The organism is Brachybacterium phenoliresistens (assembly GCF_000576425.1).
Lineage (GTDB): Bacteria > Actinomycetota > Actinomycetes > Actinomycetales > Dermabacteraceae > Brachybacterium > Brachybacterium phenoliresistens.
The window spans coordinates 161,368-172,649 of the sequence record NZ_KK069996.1 but is presented as its reverse complement, the minus strand read 5'-3'; the positions used below and the strand labels follow the sequence as shown (position 1 = coordinate 172,649).

Annotated in this window: 12 protein-coding genes; 2 read left to right on the top strand and 10 right to left on the bottom strand. The window is 73.1% G+C overall.

Features of this window, described 5'->3' with window-relative positions:
* The 7 genes from BF93_RS12175 to clpS all read right to left on the bottom strand — a co-directional run.
* The coding region (locus tag BF93_RS12175) for a hypothetical protein (RefSeq protein ID WP_156954139.1) at positions 1-533 on the bottom strand (533 nt) is incomplete at its 3' end.
* Between the two features lie 720 nt (positions 534-1,253).
* Complete coding sequence (gene rdgB, locus BF93_RS12170) at positions 1,254-1,892, bottom strand: RdgB/HAM1 family non-canonical purine NTP pyrophosphatase (protein ID WP_038372938.1); 639 nt, start codon at positions 1,890-1,892, stop codon at positions 1,254-1,256.
* Positions 1,889-2,647, bottom strand: a complete 759-nt coding sequence (gene rph, locus BF93_RS12165; RefSeq protein ID WP_038372937.1) for a ribonuclease PH — start codon at positions 2,645-2,647, stop codon at positions 1,889-1,891. The genes rdgB and rph overlap by 4 nt, the downstream gene beginning before the upstream one ends.
* Positions 2,648-2,688: 41 nt before the next feature.
* Positions 2,689-3,486 carry an MBL fold metallo-hydrolase gene (locus tag BF93_RS12160; RefSeq protein ID WP_038372935.1) on the bottom strand — a complete coding sequence of 266 codons (798 nt, stop codon included), beginning with the start codon at positions 3,484-3,486 and terminating at the stop codon, positions 2,689-2,691.
* Positions 3,483-4,298, bottom strand: a complete 816-nt coding sequence (murI, locus tag BF93_RS12155; RefSeq protein WP_038372933.1) for a glutamate racemase — start codon at positions 4,296-4,298, stop codon at positions 3,483-3,485. Before murI ends, BF93_RS12160 begins: the two co-directional genes overlap by 4 nt.
* An 81-nt stretch (positions 4,299-4,379) precedes the next feature.
* Positions 4,380-5,027: a DUF2017 domain-containing protein gene (locus BF93_RS12150; RefSeq protein ID WP_038372932.1), complete on the bottom strand. Its 648-nt coding sequence runs from the start codon at positions 5,025-5,027 to the stop codon at positions 4,380-4,382.
* The gene (gene clpS, locus BF93_RS12145; RefSeq protein ID WP_084148513.1) at positions 5,027-5,416 is read right to left on the bottom strand and encodes an ATP-dependent Clp protease adapter ClpS; all 390 of its coding nucleotides are present in this window, start codon (positions 5,414-5,416) and stop codon (positions 5,027-5,029) included. Before clpS ends, BF93_RS12150 begins: the two co-directional genes overlap by 1 nt.
* 112 nt (positions 5,417-5,528) lie before the next feature.
* Here clpS and BF93_RS12140 point away from each other — a divergent pair, with 112 nt between their 5' ends.
* On the top strand, positions 5,529-6,908 hold the full coding sequence (locus tag BF93_RS12140) for a nicotinate phosphoribosyltransferase (protein ID WP_038372931.1): 1,380 nt from the start codon (positions 5,529-5,531) through the stop codon (positions 6,906-6,908).
* A gap of 34 nt (positions 6,909-6,942) precedes the next feature.
* On the opposite strand, the gene BF93_RS12135 is transcribed toward BF93_RS12140, so the two are convergent.
* Entirely contained in the window at positions 6,943-8,805 is a 1,863-nt protein-coding gene (locus BF93_RS12135) for a DEAD/DEAH box helicase (RefSeq protein ID WP_084148512.1), read from the bottom strand.
* Positions 8,806-8,923: 118 nt separating this feature from the next.
* Positions 8,924-9,304, bottom strand: a complete 381-nt coding sequence (locus BF93_RS12130; RefSeq protein WP_038372928.1) for a DUF3039 domain-containing protein — start codon at positions 9,302-9,304, stop codon at positions 8,924-8,926.
* Positions 9,305-9,376: 72 nt separating this feature from the next.
* On the opposite strand from BF93_RS12130, the gene BF93_RS12125 reads away from it, so the two are divergent.
* Positions 9,377-9,778, top strand: coding sequence for a VanZ family protein (locus BF93_RS12125; protein ID WP_051486898.1), 402 nt, complete (start codon positions 9,377-9,379; stop codon positions 9,776-9,778).
* On the opposite strand, the gene BF93_RS12120 is transcribed toward BF93_RS12125, so the two are convergent.
* Positions 9,762-11,219, bottom strand: coding sequence for an NAD-dependent malic enzyme (locus tag BF93_RS12120; protein WP_038372926.1), 1,458 nt, complete (start codon positions 11,217-11,219; stop codon positions 9,762-9,764). The genes BF93_RS12125 and BF93_RS12120 overlap by 17 nt on opposite strands.
* Between the last annotated feature and the right edge of the window lie 63 nt (positions 11,220-11,282).

Genomic DNA, 11,282 nt, shown 5'->3' with positions numbered 1-11,282 from the left:
GAGTACACCTCGGGCGTCGGCCCGGTCAGGGTCATGCACGACATGCCCCCACCGACCTCCTGCACCCGCACACCCCGCTCCACCGGCACCGGCGCCTCGTCTGCCGCCTGCAGGGACTCCGCCCACGCCACCAGGGCCCGGAGGTTCTTGAAGAAGGTCTTCGGGGTGCAGTGCAGGTCCCAGCCGGCGACGACCTCATCGATGCCCTGCTGGAGGACGTGCCGCAGCGTCCGCGTCATCCGGATCATCTCCCGGAACCAGAAGGCCGGGAATTCCTCCCCCTCCAGACGCGTCAGGCATCCCGGGAAGTGCTCGACCGCCGTATACCCATCTGCGACCTCCCGCGCCCCGCGGGAAGCCGAGACCCGCAGCGCCTCCGCCGCGATGAGACTGCCGCAGTCCCCCTCCAGGCCCGGCTCGGGTGCCTCGTCGGGCCGATCCGACAGAGCATGCAGCGCGAAGTACTTCCGCGCCAGCAGAGGGCCTTCCTGGACCTCGAGATCCCACAGGGTCCGGGCGACCCCCGCCAGCACCGGGTCCTCCTCCACCCCCGCTCGCCCCGGCAGAGCCTCCCGCGACACCGGCCGACGGATCGCTCCCCGCGCGAGCGACAACGGCACCCGCGCCACGAACTGCTCCACCGTCGCCGGTCCCGGGAGTCGGGAACCCCGTCCCGCACCCTCCCCGTCGTCACCGGCGTCCGCTGCGGCACCCGCCGCGCGAGGGGCAGAGGCGGCCGGCGAGGACGCGGCGCGCGCTGAGCGCCCGGCCTCAGGAGCCGACGCAGGCAGAGCACGCGCGGGGCGATCGGGCATCCCCGGAATCTGATCCTGCGACATGCCGCCCCGCCCCCCTCCCCAGACTCTCCGGCGGCCCCGTCGCCGCCGATTTCGATTGCCTGTTCGAAACCCAGCCTACACCCGTACGCCGGTCGATGGAAGGCCATCACGACCATTGTGGAGAACTTCGTCCCACCTCTCCTCCCCACCGCGGCAGACCTCCCCGAATACGCTCTGACCAGCCACGTCATCGGGCGACGATGCGGTTCTTCGGAATACGTCCATGATGCACACGTTCCGCCACAGCGAAGCGCGGAAGATCATTCATCCTCGACCCCCGTAAACACGGGTGGCGGGACCCGGACGGCATCAGCGACGACGGCAGCCCCGCGGACGGTACCCGGAGGCCGGACATGACAAGAGCTCCTGACACCCCCTCTCGGGGACGCCAGGAGCTCAGGTCGGCCAGAAGCGCTAGGAGAGCAGCTCCCCCAGCCGCGTCGTGAGCTCTCGCAGGGCGCGGCCGCGGTGCGAGACCGCGTCCTTGTCCTCCGGGGAGAGCTCCGCAGCGGTCAGGGAGCCGCCGCCGGGCTGATCATCGGGCACGAACAGGGGGTCGTAGCCGAAGCCGCCCTCGCCGCGCCGCGCACGCAGCAGGGTGCCGGGCATCTCCCCGCGGCACACCAGCTCGCGACCGTCCGGGTGGACCGCGGCGACGACGGAGACGAAGCGCGCCGAGCGGTGCTCGTCCGGGACATCGGAGAGCTGGGCGAGCAGGAGATCGTTGTTCGCCTCGTCGTCGCCGTGACGGCCCGACCAGCGGGCGGAGAAGATCCCCGGGGCGCCGCCGAGCACGTCGACCGCGAGGCCGGAGTCGTCGGCGACCGCGAGCAGGCCCGTGGCCGCGGCGGCGGAGCGCGCCTTCTTCAGGGCGTTGCCCTCGAAGCTGACGGCGTCCTCGACCACATCGGGAAGGCCGAGGCCAGCGGCGGAGACGATCTGCTCCGCCTCCAGGCCCGGGACGGCCGGGGCGAGGATGCGCTGCAGCTCGCGCAGCTTCTTCGCGTTGTGGGAAGCCAGGACGATGCGGGCCCCGGCGGGAGCCGCGCTCACCGCTGCTCCGCGAGCACGTCCCGCTGGATCTGCGCGAGGGAGGCGCAGCCGGACTCGGCGAGATCCAGCAGGGTGGTGAGCTCGGCGCGGGAGAAGGGGACGCCCTCGGCGGTGCCCTGCACCTCGACGAGGCCGCCGGTGCCGGTGACGACCACGTTCATGTCGGTGTCGGCCGCGACGTCCTCGCGGTACTCGAGGTCCAGCAGCGGCCGGCCGTCGACGATGCCGACGCTGATGGCGCTCACCGAATCGGTGAGGACCGTCGCGGTGGCGGACAGCGAGGTGTGGCGCCGGCCCCAGGAGATCGCATCGGCGAGGGCGACGTAGGCGCCGGTGATCGCGGCGGTGCGGGTGCCGCCGTCGGCCTGGAGGACGTCGCAGTCCAGCTGGATGGTGTTCTCGCCGAGGGCGTCGAGGTCGATGACGGCACGCAGGGAGCGGCCGATGAGGCGGGAGATCTCGTGCGTGCGCCCGCCGATCTTCCCCTTGACGCTCTCGCGCGGGGACCGGGAGTCGGTGGCGCGCGGGAGCATCGCGTACTCGGCGGTGACCCAGCCGGAGCCGGACCCCTTCTTCCAGCGCGGCACGCCCTCGGTGAAGGAGGCGGCGCACAGCACGCGGGTGCGGCCGAACTCGATGAGCGCGCTGCCCTCGGCGTGGTCGAGCCAGCCGCGGGTGATCCTCACCTCGCGCAGCTGGTCGGGGGTGCGTCCGTCGACGCGGTCGCCGGTGGTCTGCGGGGTGGTCTCGCTCATCGGGTGCCTTCCTGGTGGGTGTCCTGCTTGCTGCAGCCGGCCTACTGCAGCTGGCGCTGCGCGGCCACCTCGAGGATAGCCATCGGCGCTGCCAGCTCGATCGGCCCGGGGTAGACGGCGCGGGCCTCGGCCAGCGGGACGGCCGGATTGGTCCAGGCGGGGATGTGGGTGAGCACCAAGCGGCGGGCCCCGGCGCGATCCGCGGTGAGCCCGGCGCGGCGACCGGTGAGATGGATGCCCGTGAAGCGGTCGTCGCGGCCCTCGATGTACCCGGCCTCGCAGAGGAACAGGTCGCAGCCCTCGGCCAGCTCGTCCAGGGTGGCGCACTCGTCGCAGTCGCCGGAGTACACGAGGACCTCGTCGTCGGCGGTGATGCGGAAGCCGTAGGTCTCCACCGGGTGGATCACGGGGCGCGGGGCGAAGGTGATGGGGCCGATGCTGAACGGCTCGCCGTCCACCAGCGTCCGATGGGCGAAGGGCACGGCCTGCACGCCGTCGGGCACGTCGCAGCTGCGGCCCTGGATGGCGCGCAGCTTGGCGGGGAGGTCCGCCGGGGCGTACAGCGGCAGCTGCGGCAGGTCGCACCGCTCGTTATAGGCCCAGAACACCTCGAGGCCGGTGAGGTCGAGGTAGTGGTCGGGATGCAGGTGGGAGATGACCACGGCGTCCAAGGAGGCCGGGTCGAGCACCTTCTGCAGAGGGCCGAAGGCGCCGCTGCCCAGATCCAGGAGGACCCGCCAGGTGCGCCCGGCGGCGTCCTCGTGCTCGATGAGGTAGCTGGAGGCGGCGCCCTCCGGGCCGGCGAAGCTGCCCGAGCAGCCGATCACGGTGACTCTCATACCGTCACCGCCGGGAGCGTCGCGGTCATCGGCACGGCCGGGCCCAGGAAGCGCCGGGAGAGCGGGCCGAAGGTGGAGGTCCCGCCCAGCTCGGTGCCGGTCTCGGCGAAGACGTGCCGCGGGGCGGTGACGTCGGTGCGCTCGAGGCCCGCCTGGCGCAGCTGGCGGTACACGTCCAGGGCGGTCTCCTCGGCGGAGGAGACGAGGGTGACCTCGGGGCCCATCACGTAGCTGATCGGGCCGGTGAGCATCGGGTAGTGCGTGCAGCCCAGCACGAGGGTGTCGACGCCGGCATCGCGCACCGGGGCCAGGTACTCCTCGGCGATCTCGACGATGTCGTCCCCGCCGACCTCGCCGCGCTCGACGAACTCCACGAACCGCGGGCAGGCCGCGGAGGTGATCGTGAGGTCCGGGGCGGCGGCGAAGGCGTCCTCGTAGGCGCGCGAGCCGATGGTCGCCTGGGTGCCGATGACGCCGACGCGACGGTTGCGGGTGGCGGCGACGGCGCGGCGCACGGCCGGCTGGATGACCTCGACGACCGGCACGTCATAGCGCTCGCGGGCATCGCGCAGCACGGCCGACGAGGCGGTGTTGCAGGCGATGACCAGCATCTTCACGCCCCGCTCGACGAGGGTGTCCATGATGTCGAGCGCGAGGGAGCGGACCTGCGCGATCGGGCGGGGGCCGTAGGGCGTGTGCGCGGTGTCGCCGATGTAGACGATCTCCTCGCGGGGCAGCTGGTCGAGCACCGCTCGCGCGACGGTCAGACCGCCGACGCCGGAGTCGAAGATGCCGATGGGCGCGTTGTTCATCCGGTCCAGGTTAGGCACAGCTTTCCTGGTCGGCAGTGATGCCGCGCTCACTGCGGGGCACATCACACGCGCCGGGAGCGCTCAGAAGGGCTCGAGCACGCGGATCAGGCTCTCCTGCAGCCAGCTCAGCAGCTCGTAGATCGCGATCATGACGTCCCCGCCGGCGGTCTCGGAGGACTCGTCCTCGCCCTCGGCCGCCTCGGGGACCCGCTCGCCGATCTGCTGGAGCATGCGGACGGTCTCGAAGTCGCCGTCCCGCTCCACGCCGAGGCGGTCGGCGACGACCGTGCGCAGGGTGGTCAGGGCGCGCAGCCAGTGCATCGCCTCGTCCTCGGTGAGCGAGACCTCGGTGGTCCCCGGGCCGGTGCGGTCGATGCTCTCGCACAGCGCCGCGAGGTCCTCGAGCTTGATGGCCACGAGGTCCTGCTGCCCGAAGCGGCGGAACTCGGCGGCGAGGGCCTCGTCCGGGGAGGCCTCGGGGAACAGGCGGCGCACGGCCGGGTCGCCGGGCTCGCGGGCCTCGTGGGTCGCGAACTGCGCCTCGAGCCTCTCGAGGGGATCGTCCGATGCGGCGGCGCGGCGCACCGCCAGGGAGTCCTCCGTCACCGCGAGGTCGAGGCGGACGAGGTCGGAGACCTCCTGCGCGACCTGCACGATGACCGCCTTCTCCTCCCCCTCGAGACGGCAGGCGAAGCTGCCGTCCGCGCGGGGCCGGAACGCATGCGCCATCAGTCCTCGCCCTCCTGCTCCATGGTGGCGTGCAGACCGAAGGAGTGCATGGCCTGCACATCGGACTCGACCCGCTCGCGCGATCCCTGGGAGACGATCGCCCGGCCCTCGTGGTGGATGCGCCGCATGAGCACGTCGGCATGCTCGCGGGAGTACCCGAAGTAGCGCTGCAGCACGAACACGACGTAGCTCATGAGGTTGATCGGGTCGTTCCAGACCACCGTGCGCCAGGGGCGGGCGGTGCCGGCCTCCTCCCGCTCCTGGAGCCCGGTGGAGCGGGAGCGCTCGGGCGCGCCCTCGGTCTGCGCGAGGGACGGGGCGAAATCGGGCGAGGGGGCGTGCAGCAGCGAGGGGCCCTCGCTGCGCGGCGTCGTCCCGTGCTCCGACATGCTCAGCTCCGTCCTCCTGATCCGGCCGGTCGCCGGGATCGCATCGATTCTACGGTCGCGCGCGGCAGCGCGGGGAGACGGCGCGCGGCCCCGCACCCAGTACCGTTGACCCGTGACATCCTCACTGATGACGGATCTGTACGAGCTGACCATGCTGCGCGCCGCGCGCCAGGCCGGGATCGCCGATCGCCGCTGCGTGTTCGAGGTCTTCGTGCGGTCCCTGCCCGCGGGGCGGCGCTACGGAGTGCTCGCGGGCACCGGGCGCGTGCTCGAGGCGATCGCCGACTTCCGCTTCGACGCGGAGGACATCGCCTACCTGCGCTCCCTGGACGTGCTGGACGAGGACACCCTCGCCTTCCTCGCGGACTACCGCTTCGGCGGGACGGTGCTCGGGTACGAGGAGGGCGAGCTGTTCTTCCCCACCTCTCCCGTGCTGCGGGTGGAGGGCACCTTCGCCGAGGCGGTGCTGCTGGAGACGGTGATCCTGTCGATCATCAACCACGACAGCTCGGTCGCCTCGGTCGGCTCGCGCATGGTCACGGCGGCCCGCGGGCGGCCCTGCATCGAGATGGGCGGTCGGCGCGTGCACGAGGAGGCGGCGGTCGCCGCCGCCCGCGCCGCGGCGATCGTCGGCTTCGCGGCCACGTCGAACCTCGCCGCCGGGCAGCGGTACGGCATCCCCGTCCGCGGCACGGCGGCGCATGCCTTCACCCTCCTGTTCGACCAGGAGCGCGAGGCCTTCACCGCGCAGATCACCGCGCAGGGGGCGGGCACGACCGTGCTCGTGGACACCTATGACGTCGCCGAGGCCGTCCGCACCGCCGTGGACATCGCCGGGCCCGAGCTCGGCGCGGTGCGCCTGGACTCCGGCGACCTCGCCGAGCAGTCCCGCGCGCTGCGGGCGCAGCTGGACTCCCTCGGCGCGACCGGCACGAAGATCACCGCCACCAGCGACCTGGACGAGTACCGCGTCGAGGCGCTGGCCGGGGTGCCGGTGGACTCCTTCGGCATCGGCACCCGCCTGGTCACCGGCGGCGGGCACCCCGCGCCGGGATTCGTCTACAAGCTCGTCGAGCGGGAGGGGGCCGATGGCCTCATGCACCCCGTCGGCAAGCGGTCGGAGAACAAGTCCACCCTGGGCGGGGCCAAGCGCGCCTTCCGCCTGGGCGCGGCCGGCACCGCGCGGGCCGAGCTGGTGCTCCCCTCGGCCGCGGAGATCTACGAGTTCGAACGCGAGCTCATGGACGAGCTGGACCGCCGCGAGGCGTCGCCGCTGTGGACGGAGGCCACCGTCCGCGAGCTGCAGGTGCCGCTCATCGTCGACGGCGAGCCCGTCGAGACGCCCACCCCCGCCGAGCAGGTCGCCCGGGCGCGGGCCCGCCACGAGGCATCGCTCGCGGAGCTGGGCCTGACCGCCGAGGACGGCCCGGACGGCCATCTCGCGATCCCCACCATCACCGACGGGCTCCTGGCCGCCGCCGTGCTGGACTGACTCCGGAGCGGGCGCCGATCGGGCGCGGCGGCGCTCAGGAGCGGCCGACGAACCAGCCGCGGACGGTGTCGATGCGGACCTGGATCTGCTCGGCGCTCGCCTGGGCGACCGCCGGCCCGCCCGAGCGGGTGCGCAGCGTGGCATGGATCTGGCCGTGCGGGATGCCCGATCTGCGCGACCAGGCCCCCACCAGCGAGGACAGCTCCTTGCGCAGCTCCATGAGCCGGCGGTGGTCGACCACCGCCGGAGCCTCCTGGGCCGCGGGGGCGGGGCCGCCGCCGCGGCGGGCCTGCTGATCCGCCTGGCGCTGCTGGAGGACGGTGCGCATCTGCTCGGCGTCCAGCAGGCCCGGGATGCCCAGGAACTCCTGCTCGTCCTCGCTGCCGACCACTCCCCCGGCGCCGTACTCGCCGCCGTCGAAGAGGACGCGGTCGAAGGAGGCCTCCGACTCGAGCGCCTCGAAGGAGAAGGCCAGCTGGTCCTCGCTGGCGCGCTCCTCCCGGTTGGCCGCCTCCAGGAGCTGGTCGTCCAGCCCCGTCTCCTCGCTTCCGGTGTCGGGGCGCAGGTCCAGCACGTGGTCGCGCTGGGCCTCCATCTCCGCCGCCAGGGCCATCAGCACGGGGACGCTGGGCAGGAACACGCTCGCCGTCTCGCCGCGGGTCCGGGAGCGCACGAAGCGCCCCACGGCCTGCGCGAAGAACATGGGCGTCGCGGTGGAGGTGGCGTAGACGCCCACGGCCAGGCGCGGCACGTCCACCCCCTCGGACACCATGCGCACGGCGACCATCCAGCGGTCCTCGCTCTGGGAGAACTCCTCGATGCGCCGGCCGGCGCCGGCGTCGTCGGACAGGACCACGGTGGCGGGCCGGCCCGTGAGCTCCTGGAGCGTCGCCGCGTAGGCGCGCGCGGCCTTCTGATCGGTCGCGATGACCAGACCGCCGGCATCGGGGACGTGGCGGCGCACCTCCGACAGGCGCCGGTCCGCGGCGGCGAGCACCGCCTGGATCCACTCGCCCTCCGGGTCCAGGGCGGTGCGCCAGGCCTGCTGGGTGATGTCCTTCGTCTCCAGCGCGCCGAGCTGGGCGGAGACCTCGTCGCCCGTCTTGGTGCGCCAGTGCATGCGCCCCGAGTAGGTCATGAACAGCACCGGGCGCACGACGTGGTCGCGCAGCGCCTCGCTGTAGCCGTAGGTGTAGTCCGCCTTCGAGCGGAGGAATCCCTCGCCGTCCTCCTCGTAGGTGACGAAGGGGATCTGCGAGTCGTCGGAGCGGAACGGCGTACCGGTCAGCGCCAGCCGGCGCCGCGCCGGCTCGAAGGCCTCCCGCACGCCGTCGCCCCAGGTGAGGGCGTCGCCGGCGTGGTGGATCTCGTCGAGGATGACGAGGGTGGGCTCCGCCTCGGTGCGGGCGCGGTGCAGGCCCGGGTTCATGCCGACCTGGGCGTAGGTGATCGCCACGCCCTGGTAGCCGGCGCCGTGGCGGCCCTGGGCGTTGGAGAAGTTCGGGTCCAGCGAGATGCCGACGCGGGCGGCGGAATCGGCCCACTGCGACTTGAGATGCTCCGTGGGGGCGACCACCGTGACGCGGCGGACGATGCCCTCGGAGAGCAGGCCCGCGGCGATCTGCAGCGCGAAGGTCGTCTTGCCGGCGCCGGGCGTCGCGACCGCGAGGAAGTCGCGCGGGTCGGTGCGCTGGTAGAGGTCCATGGCCTCGGCCTGCCAGGCGCGCAGCTTGGTCGCGGTGCCCCAGGGGGCGCGGCGCGGGTATGCGGGAGGGAGGGACTGCGCGGCCGCCGGCGAGGGGCGGCGCGGGTCCTGATGGGCGGAGGCGAGAGTCGGCTGGTTGTTCACGGCGTGCCCCACAGTACCGCCGCCCCCGGACCTCCGGAGGACCGGCATGCCCGGGATCGCGGGGCGGGAACTGTGAGGATTCTGGCGCGCTCGCGGCCGACGGGCAGGGCGCCCACCGGCCGCGCGTGCGGACGCGCCGGAGACCTCGGCGGCAGGGCCGCGCGGGTCAGCGGCGCCCGCCGAACAGACCGCGGAACCCGCCGCGGCCGGAACCGCCGGAGCCGCTGCCGGAGCCGCCGCCCTCGCCGTCGTTCGGCTCGCGGATGCCGTCGTAGATCTCCTTGCACTGCGGGCAGACGGGGTACTTCTTGGGGTCGCGCCCGGGGACCCACACCTTGCCGCACAGGGCGATCACCGGCGTGCCGTCCAGGGCCGCCTGGGTGATGCGGTCCTTGCGCACGTAGTGGGCGAACCGGTCGTGGTCGCCGTCGTCGGTGGTCGCCTCCTTCTCGGCGACCTGCCGGTCCAGCACGGCGGTCGAGCCGGGGGCGGCCCCGGGGTCGGCGCGGTAGGGGTCGAGACGGTCGGGATCGGAGGTCGACGCCATCGCAGGCTCCTCGCTGTCGCGGTCGGGACGGATGGACCGAGCCTAGCGCCTCGACCTCCGTACCATCAGGGCATGCGCCCGCAGCCCACGCCCGCCCGACTGGCCGTCCTCGCCCTCGCCCTGGTGGCGAACATCGGCTTCTACCTGCCGCGCGTCCCGGACCTCCCCGGCGGCGGCGATGCCCTGCCGGGGACCGACAAGCTCGTGCACATCGGGGTGTTCGCGCTGACGGTGTGGGCGGCCGGCCGCGTGCTCGCGCCGCGGCGCCGCTTCCCGATGGGCTGGGTGGTGGTGGCCGCCCTCGGCCATGCCGTGCTCATCGAGGTCGTGCAGGCGCTGCTCGCTCCTCTGCGCAGCGGCGATCCCGACGACGTGATGGCCGATGTCGTCGGGATCGCGCTGGGCGTGCTGCTGTGGTGGCTCGAGCGCCGGGCCGCGGCCCGGCGCCCGGCGGCGATCAGCCCTCGAGGGTGATCTCGTCGGCGTAGACCGCCTTCATGGTGCCGGTGATCGTGTCCACCGTGCCGGCCTCCTCGCGGGCCACCTGCTCGACGGCGGTGGCGACCGCCTTCGTCACGCCCTCGTGGAAGACGCTGGGGACGATGTACGTCGGGTTCAGCTCGTCGGGGTGGACCACGTCGGCCAGCGCCTCGGCGGCGGCCAGCAGCATGCGGTCGCTGACGTCGGTCGCATGCGCGTCCAGCAGGCCGCGGAAGACGCCGGGGAAGGCGAGCACGTTGTTGATCTGGTTGGCGAAGTCGCTGCGGCCGGTCGCCACCACCTCGGCGTGCTTGGACGCCTCGATCGGGTCGATCTCCGGGGTCGGGTTCGCCATCGCGAAGACGACCGACCGCTCGGCCATGGTGGCGACGTCCTCCGCGGTGAGGATGTTGCCGGCGCTGACGCCGATGAACACATCGGCCCCCGCGATCGCGTCCTGCAGCGTGCCGGTGAGGCCGCGGCGGTTGGTGACCTCCGCGATCCACGGCAGGCGGCCGTCGAGCTGCTCGCGGTCCTCGTGGACGATCCCGTGGATGTCGGTGACGACGACGTCGCGCGCCCCGGCGGCCCGCAGCAGGCGCAGGATCGCGGTGCCTGCGGCGCCCGCCCCCGAGAGCACGATGCGCGCCGACTCGATGTCCTTGGACACCACGCGCAGGGCGTTGCGCAGCGCGGCCACCACCACGATCGCGGTGCCGTGCTGGTCGTCGTGGAACACGGGGATGTCCAGCTCGGAGCGCAGACGGTCCTCGATCTCGAAGCAGCGCGGCGCGGAGATGTCCTCGAGGTTGATCCCGGCGAACACGGGGGCGATCGCCTTCACGTGGGCGACGATCTCGTCCACCGTGTGCGCGTCCAGGCAGATGGGGAAGGCGTCGATGCCCGCGAAGCGCTTGAACAGCGCGGCCTTGCCCTCCATCACGGGCATCGCGGCCAGCGGGCCCAGATCCCCCAGGCCCAGGATCGCGGAGCCGTCGGTGACGACCGCGACCGTGTTGCGCTTGATGGTCAGGCGCCGGGCGTCCTCCGGGTGCTCGGCGATGGCCTTGACCACGCGCGCCACGCCGGGGGTGTAGACCATCGAGAGGTCGTCGCGGTGGCGGATCGGGACCTTCGACTCGACGGTGAGCTTGCCGCCGAGGTGGGCGAGGAAGGTGCGGTCGGAGACCTTGCCCAGCTCGACCCCGTCGAGCTCCTTGAGGGAGTCCACGACCTCCATGGCATGGTCGTGGCCGGCGGTGAGGACGGTGATGTCCGCCCGCATGCGCTCGGGCCCCGAGGCGGAGACGTCCAGCGCGGTGACCGAGGCGCCGTGCTCCTCGATCCTTCCGGTGATGTCGCTGACCGCGGCCGAGCGGGCGGCGAACTCGAGGCGAATGGTGATGGAGTAGCTCACAGATGGCGTCGGTGACATGTCCCGATGGTAGCGGCCCGGCGGGCCGTCCCGGACCCCGACGGCGCACCGGATGCCGACCCG

Excerpts from the sequence above, each read along its gene's own strand:
- murI (WP_038372933.1), bottom strand. The coding sequence starts at position 4,298 with ATGAACAACGCGCCCATCGGCATCTTCGACTCCGGCGTCGGCGGTCTG.
- rph (WP_038372937.1), bottom strand. The coding sequence starts at position 2,647 with ATGAGCGAGACCACCCCGCAGACCACCGGCGACCGCGTCGACGGACGC.
- BF93_RS12120 (WP_038372926.1), bottom strand. The coding sequence starts at position 11,219 with ATGTCACCGACGCCATCTGTGAGCTACTCCATCACCATTCGCCTCGAG.
- BF93_RS12160 (WP_038372935.1), bottom strand. The coding sequence starts at position 3,486 with ATGAGAGTCACCGTGATCGGCTGCTCGGGCAGCTTCGCCGGCCCGGAG.
- BF93_RS12135 (WP_084148512.1), bottom strand. The coding sequence starts at position 8,805 with ATGCCGGTCCTCCGGAGGTCCGGGGGCGGCGGTACTGTGGGGCACGCC.
- clpS (WP_084148513.1), bottom strand. The coding sequence starts at position 5,416 with ATGTCGGAGCACGGGACGACGCCGCGCAGCGAGGGCCCCTCGCTGCTG.
- BF93_RS12130 (WP_038372928.1), bottom strand. The coding sequence starts at position 9,304 with ATGGCGTCGACCTCCGATCCCGACCGTCTCGACCCCTACCGCGCCGAC.
- BF93_RS12150 (WP_038372932.1), bottom strand. The coding sequence starts at position 5,027 with ATGGCGCATGCGTTCCGGCCCCGCGCGGACGGCAGCTTCGCCTGCCGT.
- BF93_RS12125 (WP_051486898.1), top strand. The coding sequence starts at position 9,377 with ATGCGCCCGCAGCCCACGCCCGCCCGACTGGCCGTCCTCGCCCTCGCC.